The organism is Comamonas suwonensis (genome assembly GCF_012844455.2).
In the GTDB taxonomy this organism is placed as follows: domain Bacteria; phylum Pseudomonadota; class Gammaproteobacteria; order Burkholderiales; family Burkholderiaceae_C; genus Comamonas; species Comamonas suwonensis.
In genome coordinates, this window is sequence record NZ_JABBCQ020000020.1 from 41,976 (window position 1) to 62,169 (window position 20,194).

Annotated in this window: 19 protein-coding genes; 17 read left to right on the forward strand and 2 right to left on the reverse strand. The window is 58.9% G+C overall.

Annotated elements, in window-relative coordinates; all coding sequences use genetic code 11:
• Positions 1 to 32: 32 nt before the first annotated feature.
• Positions 33 to 1,241: a 3-oxoadipyl-CoA thiolase gene (gene pcaF / locus HF327_RS19020; protein WP_198461920.1), complete on the reverse strand. Its 1,209-nt coding sequence runs from the start codon at positions 1,239 to 1,241 to the stop codon at positions 33 to 35.
• Positions 1,242 to 1,417: 176 nt separating this feature from the next.
• Between pcaF and HF327_RS19025 the strand changes: the two genes are divergently transcribed.
• The 3 genes from HF327_RS19025 to HF327_RS19035 all read left to right on the forward strand — a co-directional run bounded on the left by HF327_RS19025 (position 1,418) and on the right by HF327_RS19035 (position 8,605).
• On the forward strand, positions 1,418 to 2,131 hold the full coding sequence (locus HF327_RS19025; RefSeq protein ID WP_198461921.1) for a transposase: 714 nt from the start codon (positions 1,418 to 1,420) through the stop codon (positions 2,129 to 2,131).
• Between the two features lie 178 nt (positions 2,132 to 2,309).
• On the forward strand, positions 2,310 to 7,058 hold the full coding sequence (locus HF327_RS19030; RefSeq protein WP_198461923.1) for a glutamate synthase-related protein: 4,749 nt from the start codon (positions 2,310 to 2,312) through the stop codon (positions 7,056 to 7,058).
• Positions 7,059 to 7,129: 71 nt separating this feature from the next.
• Positions 7,130 to 8,605, forward strand: a complete 1,476-nt coding sequence (locus HF327_RS19035) for a glutamate synthase subunit beta (protein ID WP_099738721.1) — start codon at positions 7,130 to 7,132, stop codon at positions 8,603 to 8,605.
• A 134-nt stretch (positions 8,606 to 8,739) separates the two neighbouring features.
• Here HF327_RS19035 and HF327_RS19040 read toward each other — a convergent pair whose 3' ends face one another.
• Positions 8,740 to 9,186: a DUF3293 domain-containing protein gene (locus tag HF327_RS19040; RefSeq protein WP_198461925.1), complete on the reverse strand. Its 447-nt coding sequence runs from the start codon at positions 9,184 to 9,186 to the stop codon at positions 8,740 to 8,742.
• Positions 9,187 to 9,365: 179 nt separating this feature from the next.
• On the opposite strand from HF327_RS19040, the gene HF327_RS19045 reads away from it, so the two are divergent.
• From HF327_RS19045 to hisG, 14 genes are all read left to right on the forward strand, one after another.
• Positions 9,366 to 10,175 (forward strand): amino acid ABC transporter substrate-binding protein, encoded by an 810-nt coding sequence (locus HF327_RS19045; RefSeq protein WP_198461976.1) that lies wholly within the window; start codon positions 9,366 to 9,368, stop codon positions 10,173 to 10,175.
• A gap of 158 nt (positions 10,176 to 10,333) precedes the next feature.
• Entirely contained in the window at positions 10,334 to 10,987 is a 654-nt protein-coding gene (locus HF327_RS19050; RefSeq protein WP_198461935.1) for an amino acid ABC transporter permease, read from the forward strand.
• Positions 10,988 to 11,134: 147 nt separating this feature from the next.
• Positions 11,135 to 11,887: an amino acid ABC transporter ATP-binding protein gene (locus tag HF327_RS19055; protein ID WP_198461978.1), complete on the forward strand. Its 753-nt coding sequence runs from the start codon at positions 11,135 to 11,137 to the stop codon at positions 11,885 to 11,887.
• A gap of 219 nt (positions 11,888 to 12,106) precedes the next feature.
• The gene (locus HF327_RS19060; RefSeq protein ID WP_198461936.1) at positions 12,107 to 12,919 is read left to right on the forward strand and encodes an ABC transporter ATP-binding protein; all 813 of its coding nucleotides are present in this window, start codon (positions 12,107 to 12,109) and stop codon (positions 12,917 to 12,919) included.
• Complete coding sequence (gene mlaE / locus HF327_RS19065) at positions 12,916 to 13,692, forward strand: lipid asymmetry maintenance ABC transporter permease subunit MlaE (protein ID WP_198461938.1); 777 nt, start codon at positions 12,916 to 12,918, stop codon at positions 13,690 to 13,692. The genes HF327_RS19060 and mlaE overlap by 4 nt, the downstream gene beginning before the upstream one ends.
• A gap of 30 nt (positions 13,693 to 13,722) precedes the next feature.
• Positions 13,723 to 14,223: an outer membrane lipid asymmetry maintenance protein MlaD gene (mlaD, locus tag HF327_RS19070; RefSeq protein ID WP_198461940.1), complete on the forward strand. Its 501-nt coding sequence runs from the start codon at positions 13,723 to 13,725 to the stop codon at positions 14,221 to 14,223.
• Entirely contained in the window at positions 14,220 to 15,023 is an 804-nt protein-coding gene (locus HF327_RS19075; RefSeq protein ID WP_198461942.1) for an MlaA family lipoprotein, read from the forward strand. Before mlaD ends, HF327_RS19075 begins: the two co-directional genes overlap by 4 nt.
• A gap of 82 nt (positions 15,024 to 15,105) precedes the next feature.
• Positions 15,106 to 15,735 carry an MlaC/ttg2D family ABC transporter substrate-binding protein gene (locus HF327_RS19080; protein WP_198461944.1) on the forward strand — a complete coding sequence of 210 codons (630 nt, stop codon included), beginning with the start codon at positions 15,106 to 15,108 and terminating at the stop codon, positions 15,733 to 15,735.
• A gap of 19 nt (positions 15,736 to 15,754) precedes the next feature.
• Positions 15,755 to 16,081 (forward strand): STAS domain-containing protein, encoded by a 327-nt coding sequence (locus HF327_RS19085; protein ID WP_198461946.1) that lies wholly within the window; start codon positions 15,755 to 15,757, stop codon positions 16,079 to 16,081.
• Between the two features lie 86 nt (positions 16,082 to 16,167).
• Entirely contained in the window at positions 16,168 to 17,103 is a 936-nt protein-coding gene (locus HF327_RS19090) for an ABC transporter ATP-binding protein (protein ID WP_198461948.1), read from the forward strand.
• Positions 17,100 to 17,855 carry an ABC transporter permease gene (locus HF327_RS19095; protein ID WP_099738703.1) on the forward strand — a complete coding sequence of 252 codons (756 nt, stop codon included), beginning with the start codon at positions 17,100 to 17,102 and terminating at the stop codon, positions 17,853 to 17,855. The genes HF327_RS19090 and HF327_RS19095 overlap by 4 nt, the downstream gene beginning before the upstream one ends.
• Before the next feature lie 73 nt (positions 17,856 to 17,928).
• Positions 17,929 to 18,171 carry a BolA family protein gene (locus tag HF327_RS19100; RefSeq protein ID WP_198461950.1) on the forward strand — a complete coding sequence of 81 codons (243 nt, stop codon included), beginning with the start codon at positions 17,929 to 17,931 and terminating at the stop codon, positions 18,169 to 18,171.
• A 93-nt stretch (positions 18,172 to 18,264) separates the two neighbouring features.
• Positions 18,265 to 19,536 (forward strand): UDP-N-acetylglucosamine 1-carboxyvinyltransferase, encoded by a 1,272-nt coding sequence (gene murA / locus HF327_RS19105; protein ID WP_198461952.1) that lies wholly within the window; start codon positions 18,265 to 18,267, stop codon positions 19,534 to 19,536.
• On the forward strand, positions 19,533 to 20,183 hold the full coding sequence (gene hisG, locus HF327_RS19110; protein WP_099738698.1) for an ATP phosphoribosyltransferase: 651 nt from the start codon (positions 19,533 to 19,535) through the stop codon (positions 20,181 to 20,183). Before murA ends, hisG begins: the two co-directional genes overlap by 4 nt.
• Positions 20,184 to 20,194 lie beyond the last annotated feature (11 nt).

The window sequence follows — 20,194 nt, forward strand, 5'->3', positions numbered from 1 at the left end:
TAGCTCTTCAATTAATAGCGCTACCTCCTTCGCTATACCTTCTCGATGATCAGCGCGATTCCCTGGCCTACGCCTATGCACATGGTGCAGAGCGCATAGCGCCCACCCAGCGTGTGCAGCTGATTGGTGGCAGTGGTGACCAGTCTGCCACCTGATGCTCCCAGAGGGTGGCCCAGCGCAATCGCACCCCCCCACTGATTGACGCGGCAGTCGTCATCCTTAAGCCCCAGATCGCGCAGTACCGCCAACCCTTGGGCTGCGAATGCTTCGTTGAGTTCGATGATGTCCATCTGCTTCAGCTTCAGCCCAGTCATCTCCAGCACCTTGCGTGTGGCGGGAGTAGGGCCCATGCCCATAATACGCGGGGCGATCCCGGCAACAGCCATGCCAATGATCCGGGCCTTGGGTGTCAGGCCGTATTGCAAGGCGGCTTCTTCATTGGCCAGAAGAAGTGCGCAACTGCCATCGTTGACGCCTGATGCATTACCTGCAGTGACTGATCCATTAGGGTGAACCACGCCTTTGAGTTGGCTCAGCGCCTCAAGCGTTGTTGCGCGCGGGTGCTCATCCTGACTCACGACAATGGCATCGCCCTTTTTCTGAAGGATATGCACAGGCACGATTTCTTTAGCCAAGTAGCCTGCAGCAATGGCTACAGCTGCTTTTTGCTGGCTGGCGTGCGCCATGCGGTCCTGGGCTTCGCGCTCGATATGGAACTCCATCGCCACGTTTTCAGCCGTTTCGGGCATGGAGTCCACGCCATACAAGGCCTTCATCTGCTTGTTGATGAAGCGCCAGCCAATCGTGGTGTCATAGATGGCGTTGATGCGTGCAAAGGCGGAGTCTGCCTTGGGCATGACGAATGGCGCGCGGCTCATGCTTTCCACACCGCCGGCAATTATCAACCGTGCTTCTCCTGATTTGATAGCGCGTGCCGCCGTGCCTACGGCGTCTAGTCCTGATCCACAGAGTCGGTTAATTGTGGTGCCGGGTACATCCACGGGCAGGCCTGCCAGCAGCGATGCCATATGGGCCACATTGCGGTTGTCTTCGCCGGCCTGGTTGGCACAGCCATAGATCACGTCGGTCACGGCTTTCCAGTCCACACCGGGGTTGCGCTCCATGAGCGCCTTGATGGGAATGGCGGCCAAGTCATCCGTACGTATGGATGACAGTGCGCCTCCATAGCGGCCAATAGGGGTGCGAATGGCGTCGCAGATAAAAGCGTGTGGCTGACTCATCCCATGTCTCCAATACTCTGATTTGACTGACGTAGCTTGTCCGCATCAGTCTAGGCAAGTCATGCCTGCTTTGCCTACACCTCTGTGACATTGATGATTTCGGGGGCTTGTGATGATTGCTGTGAGCGCATTGCCACGCTGCGCCAGATAATTGCTCGGTACTACAGTTCATCACCATGGCCCGTCTTCCCCGTCTAACGCTGGCAAACATGCCGCACCACATCATTCAGCGCGGCAATAACAGCGGCGAGATTTTTGTGGATGCGCAGGATCGACTTGCCATGCTGGACCTGATGCGCGAGATGGCGCGGCGTTTTGATGTCGATGTGCATGCCTATGTGCTCATGCCCAATCACTTTCACCTGCTGCTGACGCCTAAAACAGAGCAGGGCGTCCCCCAGTTCATGCAGGCGCTGGGGCGCAGCTATGTGCGCTACTTCAATAATCGGCATGGGCGCACCGGCACCTTGTGGGAAGGGCGTTACCGCGGCACCTTGCTGCAGGCTGAGCAATGGTTGCTGCCCACGATGGTGTCCATGGATTTGAACCCCGTGCGCGCGGGGCTGGTGCATCGGGCGCTGGACTGGCCCTGGTCCAGCTATGCGCATAGCGCTGGCATTCAGCACGATGGTCTCATCAGCCCGCACGCGCTTTTCTGGGCTCTGGGTAACACGCCGTTTGCGCGCGATGCTGCGTATGTCAAAGCGGTGGAAGCCGGGCTTGATCGAGACACCCAGGAGCAGATCAGCCACGCTGCCTTGCGCGGATGGGCCCTGGGTGATCCTGAATTTATTAAAAATTTGCAACACCAAACCGAACGCCGGGTCATGCGACAGAAGGCCGGTAGGCCAACTGCACGCACAGCTTTGGTGCGCGAGAGCCAAGGATAAATTTCTACCTCTTTGTTTTTATTGAATAACTGGGTTTGATTTAAATATGTCCCTAATTAAATCCAAAGAAAAAAAGTATGGAATTAATTGGGATCTGACCCTAATTAAAATTTATTGCATAACTCTATGCCTTGTCGTAATCTTGCATTCCCCGCGATTGATATAAGAGGATTCCCCCATGACGACGGCTGCCGAGATCAAGCATCTCCAAGACCACGGTCTGTATTCCAAGTCCAACGAGCATGACGCTTGTGGTCTGGGTTTTGTGGCACATATCAAGGGCCAGAAGCGTCATGACATCGTGTTGGGCGCGCTCAAGATTCTGGAGAACATTGATCACCGCGGTGCCGTGGGTGCCGATCCGTTGATGGGTGATGGCGCAGGTATCCTGATCCAGATTCCCGACCAGCTCTACCGCGAAGAGATGGCCAAGCAGGGAGTGACATTGCCACCGGCGGGTGAATACGGCGTGGGCATGATTTTTCTGCCCAAGGAGCATGCTTCTCGTCTGGCCTGCCAGCAGGAGATGGAGCGCGCCATCAAGGCTGAAAACCAGGTGCTACTGGGCTGGCGCGATGTGCCGGTGAACCGCGACATGCCCATGTCGCCCACCGTGCAGGAAAAAGAACCCATCCTGCGTCAGATTTTTATTGGCCGCGGCACCGATGTGATCGTGCAGGATGCGCTGGAACGCAAGCTGTACGTGATTCGCAAGACCGCCTCTGCCGCCATCCAGAACCTGGGCCTCAAGCACAGCAAGGAATACTACGTTCCCAGCATGAGCAGCCGCACCGTGGTCTACAAGGGCCTGCTGCTGGCTGACCAAGTGGGCGTGTACTACAAGGATTTGTCTGATGAGCGTTGCGTCTCCGCCATTGGTCTGGTGCACCAGCGCTTTTCTACCAACACCTTCCCCGAGTGGCCTCTGGCTCACCCCTACCGCTATGTGGCGCACAACGGTGAAATCAACACCGTGCGCGGCAACTACAACTGGATGCTGGCGCGCGAAGGCGTGATGGCTTCTCCTGTATTGGGTGAAGACCTGCAAAAGCTCTATCCCATCAGCTTTGCCGGCCAGTCCGACACGGCCACTTTCGACAACTGCCTGGAACTGCTGACCATGGCTGGCTATCCCATCAGCCAGGCCGTGATGATGATGATTCCCGAACCATGGGAACAGCACGAAGCCATGGATGAGCGCCGCCGCGCCTTCTATGAATACCACGCCGCCATGATTGAGCCATGGGACGGCCCCGCCTCCATCGTGTTCACCGATGGCCGCCAGATCGGTGCCACGCTGGACCGCAATGGCCTGCGCCCCTCGCGCTACTGCATTACCGATGACGACATGGTCATCCTGGCTTCGGAAGCCGGTGTCCTCCCTGTGCCAGACAGCAAGATCGTGCGCAAATGGCGTCTTCAGCCTGGCAAGATGCTGCTGATCGATCTGGAGCAAGGCCGCATGATTGAAGACGATGAGCTCAAAGCCAACGTCGTCAACACCAAGCCCTACAAGCAGTGGATTGAAAACCTGCGCATCAAGCTCGACGAGGTGGAAATCCCGGCCGACTTCAAGGCGCCCGTGGCCAAGGCCGATCTGTCGCTGCTGGACCGTCAGCAAGCCTTTGGCTTCACACAGGAAGACATCAAGTTCCTGCTGACCCCCATGGCCGAGCTGGGCGAGGAAGGTATTGGCTCCATGGGCAACGACAGCCCGCTGGCCGTGCTGTCTGACAAAAACAAGCCGCTGTATAACTACTTCCGCCAGATGTTCGCCCAGGTGACGAACCCGCCTATCGACCCGATTCGCGAAGCGATCGTGATGTCGCTGGTGTCGTTCGTGGGCCCCAAGCCCAACCTGCTGGACATCAACCAGGTCAACCCGCCCATGCGCCTGGAGCTGCAGCAGCCTGTCCTCGACTTCGAAGGCATGGCCCGTCTGCGCGATATTGAAAAGCACACCAACGGCAAGTTCAAGAGCTCGACCATCGACATCACTTACCCCCTGAGCTGGGGTAAGGAAGGCGTGGAAGCCAAGCTGGCATCGCTGTGCGCCCACGCTGTGGACGAGATCAAGGGTGGTGCCAACATCCTGATCATCAGCGACCGCGGCATGAGCGCTACGCAAGTGGCCATACCTGCGTTGCTGGCGCTGTCCGCCATTCACCAGCATCTGGTGAAGGAAGGTCTGCGCACTACTGCTGGTCTGGTGGTGGAAACCGGTACCGCCCGTGAAGTGCATCACTTCGCCGTGCTGGCTGGTTACGGTGCAGAAGCCGTGCACCCCTATCTGGCGCTGGAAACGCTGGTCGACATTTTCAGCCGCGAAGCTGCGCCCATCACGGCTGAAAAGGCCATCTATCACTACGTGAAGGCCATTGGCAAGGGCCTGTCCAAGATCATGTCCAAGATGGGCGTGTCTACCTATATGTCGTACTGCGGCGCCCAGCTGTTTGAGGCCGTGGGCCTGAACACTGAAACCGTGGACAAGTACTTCACCGGTACGGCCAGCCGCGTGGAAGGTATCGGCGTCTTTGAGATTGCCGAAGAAACCATTCGCAACCACGAAGCCGCTTTCAGCGACGACCCCGTGCTGGAATCCATGCTGGACGCCGGTGGCGAATACGCCTGGCGTGCCCGTGGTGAAGAACATATGTGGACACCGGATGTGATTGCCAAGCTGCAGCACTCCACTCGCTCCAACAACTTCAACACCTACAAGGAATACGCCCAGCTGATCAACGACCAGAGCAAGCGCCACATGACGCTGCGCGGCCTGTTTGAGTTCAAGTTCGACCCCGCCAAGGCCATTCCCGTGGATCAGGTCGAGTCGGTCAAGGAAATCGTCAAGCGCTTTGCCACCGGTGCCATGTCCCTGGGCTCCATCTCCACCGAAGCCCACGCTACGCTGGCCGTGGCCATGAACCGCATTGGCGGCAAGAGCAACACCGGCGAAGGCGGCGAAGATCCCAAGCGCTATCGCAATGAGTTGAAGGGCATCCCCATCAACAAGGGTGAGACGCTGGGCTCCATCATCGGAGCTGACAAGGTCGAGTCGGATATCGAGCTGCAAGCTGGCGACAGCCTGCGCTCCAAGATCAAGCAAGTGGCTTCGGGTCGTTTTGGCGTGACTGCTGAATACCTGGCTTCTTCCGATCAGATTCAGATCAAGATGGCTCAAGGTGCCAAGCCAGGTGAAGGCGGTCAGCTGCCGGGCGGCAAGGTGTCCGAATACATCGGCGCGCTGCGTCACTCTGTGCCCGGTGTTGGCTTGATTTCGCCCCCTCCTCACCACGACATCTACTCGATCGAAGACTTGGCGCAGCTGATTCACGATCTGAAGAACGTGGCACCGCACGCCAGCATCAGCACCAAGTTGGTGTCTGAAGTCGGTGTGGGCACAATTGCGGCTGGCGTGACCAAGTGCAAGAGCGATCACTTGGTGATCGCCGGCCATGACGGCGGCACTGGCGCTTCTCCCTGGTCCTCCATCAAGCATGCGGGCGGCCCCTGGGAAATTGGTCTGGCTGAAACCCAGCAAACACTGGTGCTGAACCGTCTGCGTGGCCGTGTGCGCGTGCAGGCCGATGGCCAGATGAAGACTGGCCGCGACGTGATCATTGGCGCTTTGCTGGGCGCGGATGAGTTCGGCTTCGCCACCGCGCCGCTGGTGGTCGAGGGCTGCATCATGATGCGCAAGTGCCACCTGAACACCTGCCCCGTGGGCGTGGCGACGCAAGACCCCGTGCTGCGCGCCAAGTTCACCGGCAAGCCTGAGCATGTGGTGAACTACTTCTTCTTCATCGCTGAAGAAGTGCGCCAGATCATGGCTCAACTGGGTATCGCCAAGTTTGACGACCTGATTGGCCGCTCTGACCTGCTGGACACCCGCAAGGGCATCGCACACTGGAAGGCTCAGGGTCTGGACTTCAGCCGCCTGTTCTACCAGCCCGAAGTGCCTGCCGATGTGGCTCGCTACCATGTCGAAAGCCAAGACCACCTGCTGGACAAGGCACTGGACGTCAAGCTCATCGAGCGCTGCAAGCCCGCCATCGCAAACCGCGAGAAGGTGCGCATCATGGAAGTGGCGCGCAACGTCAACCGCTCCGTGGGTGCCATGCTCTCCGGTGCGGTGACCAAGCAACACGCCGAAGGTCTGCCAGACGACACCATCCGCATCCACTTTGAAGGTACGGGCGGTCAGTCCTTCGGAGCCTTCCTGTGCAACGGCATCACGCTGAACCTGACGGGCGAAGCCAACGACTACACGGGCAAGGGCCTGTCCGGCGGCCGTGTGGTGGTGCATCCCAGCCATGAGTTCCGTGGTTCGACAACCACCAACACCATCGTGGGCAACACCGTGATGTTTGGCGCCACCAGCGGTGAAGCCTTCTTCAGCGGCGTGGCAGGCGAGCGCTTTGCCGTGCGTCTGTCCGGTGCGACGGCAGTGGTCGAAGGCGTGGGTGACCACGGCTGCGAATACATGACCGGCGGCACGGCCGTGGTGCTGGGTAAGACAGGTCGCAATTTTGCGGCCGGTATGAGCGGCGGCGTGGCCTATGTCTACGACGAAGACGGCAAGTTTGCCGAGCGCTGCAACACCGCTTCGGTGAAGCTGGAAAAAGTGTTGCCGCACGACGAGTTTGTCTCGCGTATTGACCCCGCCATCTGGCACCGTGGCCAGAGCGACGATCAGCAGCTGCGCAACATGGTGGAAGCGCACAGCCGCTGGACGGGCTCCAAGCGTGCCCGTGACCTGCTGGACAACTGGGCCGCAGCGCGTGCCAAGTTCGTCAAGGTGTTCCCGACCGAGTACCAGCGTGCTCTGGGCGAGATCTTTGAACGCAAACAGAAGGCTGAAAAGGCGCAATCGCAAGCAGCGAAAGCGTTGACAGCTCCTCAAAAAGAAGCAGTAGCAGCCAAGTAACAAGGCCTGAAGCGGTGGTGGCCAGCTGCCACCGCACTGCAAGCGAACACAGATTTCAAGGAATACAGATCATGGGCAAGACCACCGGCTTTATGGAATACGAGCGCATCGAAGAGGGCTACGCCCCCGTTGCGGAACGCCTCAAGCACTACAAGGAATTCGTCATCGGTTTGACGACTGACCAGGCCAAGGTTCAGGCCGCGCGCTGCATGGATTGCGGCACGCCTTTCTGTAACAACGGCTGTCCGGTCAACAACATCATTCCGGACTTCAACGACTTGGTGTATCGCGATGACTGGAAGAACGCCATCGCCACGCTGCACAGCACCAACAACTTCCCCGAGTTCACCGGCCGCATCTGCCCCGCTCCCTGCGAAGCAGCTTGCGTGGCCAACATCAATGGCGATGCTATTGGCATCAAGTCCATCGAGCACTCCATCATCGACCGTGCCTGGAACGAAGGCTGGGTCAAGCCTCTGCTGCCCAAGCACAAGACCGGCAAGAAGGTGGCCGTGGTTGGTGCTGGCCCCGCTGGTATGGCCGCTGCCCAGCAACTGGTGCGCGCTGGCCACGATGTGACGCTGTTTGAAAAGAACGACCGCGTGGGCGGCCTGCTGCGCTACGGCATCCCCGACTTCAAGCTGGACAAGGGCTTGATCGACCGCCGTGTGGAGCAGATGGAAGCCGAAGGCCTGAAGATTCGCACCAGCGTGCTGATTGCTGGCAAGGATGGTCTGGGCAAGGATTCCAAGGTCACCAACTGGGCCAAGGAAACCATCAGCCCCGAGCAACTCAAGGCCGAGTTTGATGCCGTGCTGCTGACTGGCGGCTCCGAGCAGTCGCGTGACCTGCCCGTGCCCGGCCGTGAGCTGGATGGCGTGCACTACGCGATGGAGTTCCTGCCTCAGCAAAACAAGATCAACGGTGGCGACAAGCTCAAGGGCCAGATCCGTGCCGAAGGCAAGCATGTCATCGTCATCGGTGGTGGCGACACCGGCTCTGATTGCGTGGGCACCAGCAACCGCCACGGCGCCAAGAGCGTGACGCAGTTTGAAGTCATGCCCATGCCGCCTGAGCAGGAGAACAAGCCCATGGTCTGGCCTTATTGGCCTATCAAGCTGCGTACCAGCTCCAGTCACGACGAAGGCGTGGTGCGTGAGTTCGCGATTTCCACCAAGGAGTTCACTGGCGACAAGGGTAAGGTCAAAAGCCTGACCACCGTGCAGGTTGAGTTCAAGGACGGCAAGCTGACCGAAGTGCCCGGCACTGAAAAGGTCTGGCCCGCTGATCTGGTGCTGCTGGCCATGGGCTTTGTCCACCCCGTCTCGCCCGTGCTCGAAGCCTTCGGTGTCCATAAGGATGCTCGCGGCAATGTCAAGGCCAGCACGGACTTCATCGGTGGCTACGCCACCAATGTGAGCAAGGTGTTTGCTGCGGGCGACATCCGCCGGGGTCAGTCTCTGGTGGTCTGGGCCATTCGTGAAGGCCGTCAGGCGGCGCGTTCGGTCGATGAGTTCCTGATGGGCGCGAGCGAGCTTCCCCGTTAATCAGGAAAACTCCTAAAAAGGCATTCTTCGGAATGCCTTTTTTCATAGCGGCTACCGCTTTTATTGAAATCATTTCGATAGGGTTTGATGAATATTTTGAGCAATAGCAGGCGTAAGCAGCTATCAAAATAAAGTCAGCGCAGCCATAGCAACTGGGGAACGGCATCTGCTGCGCTCCACAACACAGCGTTCTGTTCCCATTGCTGCCCCCAGAGCAGGGCGGTGGCGGCGTCCATGCCCCAGATCAGCACGCTGTCTTCGCGCCACTGGTTTGCCGCGTCCTGGCCGCAGCCGTTCAGGTATTGCCAGCCGTTTGAACCCAAGGCCTGGCGCAGGGCCGTCATGCGCTCTGCATTGGCCGCATCGCTGAGGACGACTCCCCAAGGGTTGCAGGCTGTCAGGTAGCACGCTGCTGGCGTTGATCGCTGGCTCAGCTGCTGATGCAGCCAGTCGCTACGCTCACCCACGCGTAGCGTTGGAGAGACTGTGCCCTCGGCATCCACCCGGTAGAGCGCTGCGCGATAGGCCTGCTGCAGGGCCGCAGGGAGCTGGCTGGTGTTGGAGCTTTGTATGGGTGACATGGCTGTGATTTTCTGAAAGCCGGCGCATGGTTTTGCTGCACGCGGGTGACGCCGTGGCCGGTCTGCGCGACAATAGCGAATTCGGCGCTGGCGGCAGCCCGGTCTGGCTTCAGCGATGTTGGAGTCGGCGAGTGCTGTCAATGCTCCTCGGTTTTTTTCACTTCACTCTTTTCGACGCCATGAAAAAACGTACCCTGCTGGCCACCGTGGCCCTGACTGCCATTTTGGCTGCCTGTGGCAAGAACGAACCCGCATCCAGCACTGCTGCAGCTCCTGCACCGGCTCCTGTGGCTGCTGCTACCAAGCTGGTGGTGGGTCTGGACGACAACTTCCCTCCCATGGGTTTCCGTGACGAGAAGAACGAGCTGGTGGGCTTTGACATCGATATGGCCCGTGAAGTGGCCAAGCGCGCCAACATCGAAGTGGAATTCAAGCCAATCGACTGGAACGCCAAGGAAGCCGAGCTGCTGGGCAAGCGCGTTGATGCACTGTGGAATGGCCTGACCATTCTGGAAGAGCGCAAGGAAAAGATTCTGTTCTCCGACCCCTACATGGTGAACAAGCAGATCATCATCGTGAAGGCTGGCTCGCCCATCAAGGGCAAGGCTGACATGGTTGGCAAGATCGTTGGCGCTCAGGAAGGCTCCAGCGCTGTGACCGCCATGACCAAGGACAAGGAGCTGTCCGACAAGTTCAAGCAAACCAAGCTGTTCGGTGACAACATTGCCGCCATGATGGATCTGGAAACAGGCCGTCTGGATGTGGTGGTGGTGGACGAAGTCGTGGGTCGTTACTATGTCAACAAGAAGCCTGACAATTACACGGTTCTGAGCGAAGACTTCGGTACCGAAGACTATGGCGTGGGCTTTCGCAAGGACGACGAAGCCACTCGCAACAAGGTCAACGACGTGCTGACCGAAATGAAGAAGGACGGCAAGGCCGCTGAAATCGCTCAGAAGTGGTTTGGCGCTGACGTTATCAAGCACTAATCCTTTTTAGCGTACTGCACCGGCAATGCCTGGCATTGCCGGTTTTTTTTGCGACGACAATGCGGTGCTGGAAGATGGTGGTAAACACTCCCTCCGGCGCACGCCCTGTGCCTGTGGCGGGCTTTTGATAGCTGCGGTGCCACACTGAAGGCCAATTGATGGAATATGTAATCTCGCTCTTGGGGCCCATGTCGGCTGGCGCCCTTGTCACTCTCAAGCTGTTCTTCATCACGCTGATGCTGTCCATCCCCATGGGGCTGGCGCTGGCGCTGATGCGCATCTCCAGCATCAAGCCACTGAGCAGCGCCGTGGGTGCCTATATCTGGCTGATGCGCGGCACTCCGCTGATGCTGCAGTTGCTGTTCGTCTATTTCGCACTGCCCTTTGTGCCCGTGATCGGCGTGCGCCTGCCCGACTTTCCCGCTGCCGTGGTCGCGTTTGCGCTGAACTACGCAGCCTATTTTGCTGAAATCTTCCGGGCTGGCATCAAGTCCGTGGACCGTGGGCAGTATGAAGGTGCCAAGGTATTGGGCATGACCTATGCACAGACCATGCGCCGCATCGTGTTGCCCCAGATGTGGGCCCGCATTCTGCCGCCCGTCAGCAACGAAACCATTACGCTGGTTAAAGACACATCGCTGATCTATGTGCTGGCGCTGAACGACCTGCTGCGCGTGGCGCGCGGCGTGGTGCAGCGTGACTTCAGCTTCACCCCGTTCATCGTGGCTGCGGCTTTCTATCTCATCATGACGCTGGTGCTGACCTGGGGCTTCCAGCATCTTGAGAAGAAGTATGCGAAGTATGAGGCGTGACCCCCTGAGCGGCTTTGCCGCTTCCCCCAAGGGGGACGACGCCCTCGCCGAAAGGCGGCTTTTGCTCGGCGTCTCTGGGATGAAGCTGCGCCAGTTTTCTGCGCTGGGCGCTATGGAGAGTTTGTAATGACGTCTACCTCTGACGTAATGATTTCTGCGCAAGGCATTCACAAGGCCTTTGGCAGCAACGAAGTGCTGCGTGGCGTATCACTGGATTTGCTGCGCGGCGAAGTGGTGGCGGTGATCGGTCCCTCAGGCTCGGGAAAGAGCACGTTTTTGCGCTGCCTGAACCATCTGGAAACCATTGACCGCGGCACCATCACCATCGAAGGTGAAGTGCTGGCCCAATCTGGAGGCGAGGCCAAGGCTCAGTATGTGAGCGATGCCGAGATTCGCAAGATCGGCCGCAAGATGGGCATGGTGTTTCAGTCCTTCAATCTGTTCCCCCACCTCACGGTGCTGGAGAACATCATTGAGGCACCCGTCATCGTCAAGGGCCTGACGCGTGAGCAAATTATCCCCAAGGCCGAAGCCCTGCTGGCCAAGGTGGGACTGGCTGCCAAGCGCGATGCTTACCCGAATCACCTCTCCGGCGGTCAAAAGCAGCGCGTGGCCATTGCCCGTGCGCTGGCCATGGAGCCTGACATTTTGCTGTTCGATGAGCCCACATCGGCCCTCGACCCCGAGCTGACTGGCGAAGTGCTGCGCACCATGCGCGAGCTGGCCGAAGAGCACATGACCATGCTGGTGGTGACCCATGAAATGGGCTTTGCCCGCGAAGTGGCCAACCGGGTGATCTTCATGGATGGCGGTCACATCGTCGAACAAGGTCCTTCGGAAGCGTTTTTCGCCGCCCCCAAGCAAGAGCGGACCAAGGCATTTTTGTACAACATGTTGTAAAAAAGTTACAACTGCCTATGTGGTTTCATATAGCAAAAATGGCAGCTAGCGCTTTTATAACAAGCACTGGTAGCTCCTGAAATAGGAGTGAGGGCTCTGTCAGGCATACAGGTGTCCCGATAAACATTCGTTGATGAATGTTTACTTCGGCTAACCCGGGCTTTTTGCCGTGCTTACCGGCACAATACTCGATTGCCGTCTCTCAGTCGCTCTTCACGCATGTCACCTAACGCACCCTTTGTGGAATTGCGCAATGTCACCTTTGGCTATGGTGACCGCGTCATCCTGCGCGATCTCTCCCTGCAAGTGCCGCGTGGCAAAGTCACGGCGCTGATGGGGGCCTCGGGCGGCGGCAAAACCACGGTGCTACGCCTGATTGGCGGTCAAAACCATGCCCAGCAAGGGCAGGTGCTGTTTGATGGCCAGGATGTGACCACCATGGATGCCGCTCAGCTCTACGCGGCCCGGCGCCGCATGGGCATGCTGTTTCAGTTCGGTGCGCTGTTCACCGATATGAGCGTGTTTGACAACGTGGCTTTCCCGCTGCGCGAGCATACCGACCTGCCCGAAGAGCTGATTCGCGACATCGTTTTGATGAAGCTGCATGCTGTGGGCCTGCGCGGTGCGCGCGATTTGATGCCTTCACAGGTTTCTGGCGGCATGGCACGCCGTGTGGCGCTGGCCAGAGCGATTGCGCTGGACCCTGAACTCATCATGTATGACGAGCCTTTTGCCGGGCTGGACCCGATTTCTCTGGGCACCTCGGCGCAGCTGATTCGTCAGCTCAACGACGCCATGGGCCTGACCTCGATTCTGGTCTCTCACGATCTGGAAGAAACCTTCCGCGTGGCCGACCATGTGGTGATCCTGGGCGCTGGCGGTGTCGCCGCTCAGGGCTCGCCCGATGAGGTGCGTGCCAGCACCGATCCGCTGGTGCAGCAATTCATTAACGCCAGGCCTGTCGGGCCTGTGCCGTTTCACTATCCCGGCGTCAGCGCCGATGAAGACTTTGGCAGCGGGAGGCGTGCATGAACTTTATCGCACGCGTTGGTGCGGCGGTACGCGGCCAGCTGATCAATATGGGCATAGGCGCACGTCTGTTCTGGCGGCTGCTGACCTTGCTGGGCCCGGCGCTCAAGCGCCCGCGCCTGATTGGCGATCAGATTCACTTTCTGGGTAACTACTCGCTGGCCATCATTGGTGTTTCAGGCCTCTTCGTGGGCTTTGTGCTGGGTCTGCAGGGCTACTACATCCTGCAGCGCTACGGCTCGGCCGATGCGCTGGGCATGATGGTTGCACTGAGTCTGCTGCGCGAACTTGGCCCTGTCGTTACCGCTTTGCTGTTCGCGGGCCGTGCTGGCACGGCTTTGACGGCTGAAATCGGTCTGATGAAGGCGGGTGAACAGCTGTCTGCTATGGAAATGATGGCGGTTGACCCTGTCAAACGCATTCTGGCCCCTCGCTTCTGGGCTGGCCTGATCACCATGCCTTTGTTGGCGGCGGTCTTCAGCGCGGTCGGCGTACTGGGTGGTTGGCTGGTGGGTGTGGTGATGATTGGTGTCGACAGCGGCGCTTTCTGGGGCCAGATGCAGCAGGGCGTTGACTGGTGGACCGACCTGGGTAACGGCGTGCTCAAGAGCTTTGTCTTTGGCCTGGCAGTGACCTTTGTGGCGCTGCTGGAGGGCTATGCCGCCAGTCCCACGCCCGAAGGGGTTTCGCGAGCGACCACAAGAACAGTGGTCGTCGCTTCGCTTGCCGTGCTGGGCCTGGACTTCCTGCTCACCGCAACCATGTTCAGTATTTGAGGCTGCACAGCCAGATCAAAGGTAAAAATCATGCAGCAAAAGAAAAGTGATATCTGGGTTGGCCTGTTTGTGTTGATTGGCGCTCTGGCCCTGGTCTTCCTGGGCTTGCAGTCGGCCAATCTGCTCAGCCTGAATTTTGAGAAAACCTATCCAGTGACGGCGCGTTTTGACAATATCGGTGGCCTCAAGGCCAAAGCCGCAGTCAAGAGCGCCGGTGTGGTCGTGGGCCGCGTGGAATCCATCACCTTCAACGATCAGACCTTTCAGGCCGATGTGGCCATGAACATGGAAAACCGTTATGCCTTCCCTAAAGACAGCTCGCTGAAAATTCTGACAAGCGGCCTGCTGGGAGATCAGTACATTGGTATTGAGGCGGGTGCCAGCGAAGAAAACCTCAAGGCAGGTGATCGCGTGACAGCAACTCAGTCCGCGGTGGTGCTGGAGAACCTCATTGGCCAGTTCCTTTATGGCAAGGCCGAGCAAGGCGGTGACTCCGGTAGCTCTGCAACCAACGGGGGAGCGAAAGAATGATGACGATAAAAAGCCCACAAACGAAATTGGTGTCAAGCAAGGCGCAAGCCCTCAAACGTACTGCGCTGGTAGCTAGCGTTTCTGTAGCGGCTTTGCTGACCGGTTGCGCGAGCACCACGGCCACAGGCCCCGCCAATCCAGCCGACCCGCTGGAGTCCATGAACCGAAGCATCTATTCCTTCAACGAGGGTCTGGACAGTGCCGTTTTCAAGCCAGTGGCCACGGCCTATCAAACCGTAACGCCGCGCATTGCCAGAGATGGCGTGACGAACTTCTTCGACAATCTGGGCGATGCTTGGTCGTTCGTCAACAACGTGCTGCAGGGGCAGGGCGAGGGCGCTTACAACTCCATGGTGCGCTTCAGCGTCAACACGGTGCTCGGTATTGGCGGACTGTTCGATATTGCCAGCGAAGCCGGCATTCAGCGCAAGAAGCAGGACTTTGGTCAGACGCTGGGCCGCTGGGGCGTGCCTACCGGCCCATACCTGATGCTGCCGTTCTGGGGGCCATCCACTGTGCGTGATGCCAGTGGCATGGTGGTCGATGCCTTCGGCTACCCGGCCAATACCATGGAGGATGTGCGCTGGCGCAACAGCTTATATGCTCTGCGTGTCGTGAACCGACGTGCCGAACTGCTTCAGGCCGGTGATGTGCTGGACTCTGTGGCTCTCGACAAGTACAGCCTGATACGCGATGTGTATCTGCGCTCACGCATTGGCGGCGCGGTGTCTGGCGGGGATGGTCGTCTTGAAAATTATGATGACGACAACGCTGGCAAGCTGCCACCGGAAGGTCAATAAACTGCTCTGCAGCTGCTTACAAAAAAGAATGTCCACGGGCTGGGCAAGTGCGGTGACACTTGCAGGCCCAGGAGAGAAATCAATGAAAATTACTCGTCGCGTATGGGGTATGGCCGCTGGTGCCATGCTGGCTCTGAATCTGGGTCTGCCAGCTCAGGCTGCTGATGAAACGCCTGATCTGCTGGTCAAGCGCGTCTCGGCCGATGTGCTGGAGACCATCAAGAAAGATGCTTCGCTGCGCAATGGTGATTCCAGCAAGATCAATGCGTTGGTCAACGAAAAGGTGATGCCTTATGTGGACTTTCGCCGCATGACTTCGGCTGCTGTGGGTCCTGCTTGGCGTCAAGCCACGCCTGATCAGCGCCAGAAGCTGCAGGATGAATTCAAGGCACTGCTGATTCGTACCTACTCGGGTGCTCTGTCGCAAGTCGGCGAGCAGACCATCACCGTCAAGCCTCTGCGCATGGCCGCTGGTGACACCGATGTGCTGGTGCGCACTCAGGTCAATGGTCGTGGTGAACCGGTGCAGCTGGATTTCCGTCTGGAAAAGCAGGCTGATGGCTGGAAGATCTACAACCTGAACGTGCTGGGCGTGTGGCTGGTGGAAACCTATCGCAACCAGTTTTCGCAGGAAATCAATGCCCACGGCATCGATGGCCTGATCAAGACTCTGGCGTCGCGCAGCTCCATGCCTGCGAACGTCACTAAATAAGCGCATTGCTTTAGTCCCCATGGCCAAGTCTGCTACCAACTCTCTGCAATTGCCCAAGGAGCTGACCTACCGTCAGGGGCGTGATTGCCTGCAGCGTCTGCGGCCTCTGGTCACGGGCCATGCCGACTCACAGGTGGTGGTGGATGCCAGCGCCGTCAAGGTCTTTGACTCTGCGGCTCTGGCCGTGCTGCTAGCCTGCCGCCGCGCGGCGCAGGAAGTGGGCAAGCAGCTGATTGTCAGCGGCCTGCCCAAGGGGCTGCAGTCCATGGCCACCCTGTATGGGGTCGATACTTTGCTGCTGCCGCCGCTCATGCAGGGCGGAGATGCTGCCGCCAAGCAGGGTTAGGCAGAGGACTTGGCTGGCGAATCCCTGAGGATCGCTAAGCCCCGCTGCGGCACAAGCGGCAGGCAGGCTCTAGAATCATGGGCTACATGCCCGCAGTCTCATTCCAATCAGTCTCCAAGACCTACCGTACCCCTAAGGGGGATTTTCAGGCACTCAATTCCGTAAGCCTGGATATCGAGGAAGGTGAATTCTTTGGTCTTCTCGGCCCCAATGGTGCGGGAAAGACCACGATGATCAGCATTCTGGCTGGACTGGCACGCGCCTCTGGCGGGCGTGTGCTGGTGCAGGGCAGCGATGTGCAGGCCAATTTCTCGGATGCGCGCCGCAAGCTGGGCGTCGTGCCGCAGGAGTTGGTGTTCGACCCCTTCTTCAATGTGCGCGAGGCGCTGCAGTTTCAATCGGGTTATTTCGGTGTCAAAAACAATGACGACTGGATTGACGAGCTGCTCTACAGCCTGGGCCTGACCGACAAGGCGCACAGCAATATGCGCCAGCTCTCGGGCGGTATGAAGCGCCGTGTGCTGGTCGCACAGGCGCTGGTGCACAAGCCGCCCATCATCGTGCTCGATGAACCTACGGCGGGCGTGGATGTGGAGCTGCGCCAGACGCTGTGGCACTTCATCGCCAAGCTCAACAAGCAGGGTCACACGGTCTTGCTGACGACCCACTACCTGGAAGAGGCCGAGGCGCTGTGCAGCCGCGTGGCCATGCTCAAGCGCGGCGAGATCATCAAGCTTTCGCCGATGAGTGAGCTTCTCAAATCGGCTTCCAGCAACGTTCTTCAATTCAAGACGGATAGCGCCTTGCCCAAGGCTGTGGCCGATCGCGCCCGGGTTACGGGCCGAATCGTGCAGATTCCTGCGGCCCACGCAGGCGATGTGGAGCAATTGTTGGCCGCTTTGCGCCAGGGCGGCGTGACGCCTGAAGATGTGGAAATTCGCCGTGCGGATCTGGAAGATGTGTTCATCCACATCATGAATGAAGGCTCAATGACAGCGGCGGCTGCCGGAGGTGTGGCATGAACGGCTGGCAAACCCTGCTCAAGAAGGAAGTGCTGCGCTTCTGGAAGGTGAGCTTTCAGACCGTGGCTGCCCCCGTGCTCACGGCTGTGCTGTATTTGCTGGTCTTCGGCCATGTGCTGGACGGCCGCGTCATGGTCTACGACCGCATTCCCTACACCGCGTTTCTGATTCCCGGACTGGTGATGATGAGCATGTTGCAAAACGCGTTTGCCAACAGCTCTTCCAGCCTGGTGCAAAGCAAGATCATGGGCTCGCTGGTTTTTGTGCTGCTCACGCCGCTGTCGCACTGGGCCTGGTTCAGCGCTTATGTGGGCGCGGCCATCCTGCGCGGCCTGCTGGTGGGCTTTGGCGTGTTTGTGGTCACGCTGTTCTTTGCCGTGCCGGACTTTGCGGCTCCGCTGTGGATTCTGGTCTTCGGCTTTCTGGGCTGCGCGCTGATGGGTACGCTGGGCGTCATCGCCGGTCTCTGGGCCGAGAAGTTCGACCAGATGGCTGCGTTTCAGAACTTTCTGATCATGCCGCTGACCTTTCTGTCGGGCGTGTTCTATTCCGTGCATTCGCTGCCCGGCTTCTGGCAGGCGGTCAGCCATGTCAACCCGTTCTTCTACATGATTGACGGTTTCCGCTACGGTTTCTTCGGGCAGAGCGATGTCTCGCCCTGGCTGAGCTTTGCCATTGTGGGCGGAGCCTGGCTGGCCGTGAGCGCGCTGGCCGTGCATCTGCTGCGCATTGGCTACAAGATTCGTAACTGATTTTTAGAATTCACGTATGGCTGCGTGCGAGACAATCACAGCTCTCGCCAGCCCTGCGCTTAAAGGTTTTCTCATGACTGCAGACCAACTCAAAGACCTGATCACCGCCGGCCTGCCCTGCGAGCATATTGCGCTGGAAGGCGATGGCCGACACTGGTTTGCCACCATTGTTTCGACCAGCTTCGAAGGTCAGCGCCCGCTGGGCCGTCAGCGCATGGTCTATGCCACGCTGGGTAACCGCATTGCGACGGATGAAGTCCATGCGCTGTCGATGAAGACCTTTACGCCCGCTGAATGGGCTGCTGCCCAGGCCTGAGGCTGAGCGAAATGCAAATTTGATAGCTGCTAGCGCTTTATATATATGCGCTAGAGGCATTTTTCTTACATAAACATATCAAGGCTTGTAGCCATGGACAAACTCAAGATCCACGGTGGTCGTCCCCTCCAGGGCGAAGTGCTGATTTCTGGCGCCAAAAATGCCGCTCTGCCAGAGATGTGCGCAGCACTGCTCACCAACGAGCCCGTCCACCTGCACAACGTTCCCCGTCTGCATGACGTGGCCACCATGCGCAAGCTGCTCAACAACATGGGTGTGACGACAGAGACCCATGGCGAGCGCGGCGGCATCAGCTTTGTCGCTCCCGACAGCCTGACGCCCGAAGCCCCTTACGAGCTGGTCAAGACCATGCGCGCCTCGGTGCTGGCGCTCGGCCCGCTGCTGGCCCGCTTTGGCCACGCCAAGGTGTCGTTGCCCGGCGGCTGCGCGATTGGCTCGCGCCCGGTGGATCAGCACATCAAGGGCTTGCAGTCCATGGGTGCCATCATCACCGTGGAAAACGGCTACATGAACGCCAGCCTGCCGGAAGGCTGGACCAAGCTCAAGGGCGCACACATCACCACCGATATGGTGACCGTGACCGGTACCGAGAACTTCCTGATGGCTGCTGCGCTGGCCGATGGCGAGACCGTGCTGGAAAACGCCGCCATGGAGCCCGAAATCAGCGATCTGGCCGAGATGCTGATCAAGATGGGTGCCAAGATTACCGGCCAAGGCACCAGCCGTATCGTGATTCAAGGTGTCGATAAGTTGCACGGCTGCGATCACGATGTGGTGGCTGACCGTATTGAAGCCGGCACCTTCTTGTGCGCCGTGGCGGCCACGGGCGGCGAGGCGCTGCTGCGCCATGCACGTGCCGACCATCTGGGTGCGGTCATCGACAAGCTGCAAGAAGCTGGCGTCAAGGTGGAGTCCGTAGAGGGCGGCCTCAAGGTCAGCTCTGACGGCAAGCTGAAGGCGCAGAGCTTCCGCACCACCGAGTACCCGGGCTTCCCCACCGATATGCAGGCTCAGTTCATGGCCCTGAATCTGGTGGCCGAAGGCACCAGCGTGGTGACAGAGACCATTTTTGAAAACCGCTTCATGCACGTCAACGAGATGGTGCGTCTGGGCGCACGCATCACCACCGACGGCCGCGTGGCCAGTATCGAAGGTGGCAAACGCCTGTCTGGCGCCATCGTGATGGCCACCGACCTGCGTGCCTCTGCCAGTCTGGTCATCGCCGGCCTGGTGGCTGATGGCGAAACACTGGTGGACCGCATCTATCACCTGGACCGTGGCTACGACCGTATGGAAGAGAAGCTGCGCGCTCTGGGCGCTGATATCGAGAGAGTTTCAGAATGACGATCACTATTGCTCTCTCCAAGGGCCGTATCTTTGAAGAAACCGTGCCCTTGCTGGCTGCTGCTGGCATTGAGGTGACGGAAGACGTGGAAAAGTCGCGCAAGCTGATTTTTGACACCAACCGCCCCGATGTGCGCGTGGTGCTGGTACGTGCGTCTGATGTGCCCGTGTACGTGCAGTACGGCGGTGCGGATCTGGGCGTCTCTGGTCTGGATTCGCTGATCGAGCATGGCGGCCAGGGCCTGTACCAGCCACTGGACCTGCAGATCGCCAAGTGCCGCGTCAGCGTGGCGGTGCGCAATGGTTTTGATTACCAGCACGCTGTCAAGCAAGGTGCGCGCCTGCGCATTGCCACCAAGTACACCGAGATTGCGCGCAATTTCTTCGCGCAAAAGGGTGTGCACGTGGACATGGTCAAGCTCTACGGCTCCATGGAGCTGGCGCCGCTGACCGGCATGGCTGACGCTATTGTTGACTTGGTTTCCACCGGCAACACTCTCAAGGCCAATGACCTGGTCGAGGTCGAGTCCATCATTGACATCAGTTCGCGTCTGGTCGTCAATCAGGCCTCGCTCAAGCTCAAGCAAGCACCGCTGCGCCACATCATTGATGCGTTTGCGCAAGCCGTCGCCGCCAAAAACAACTGATTTTCCCTACT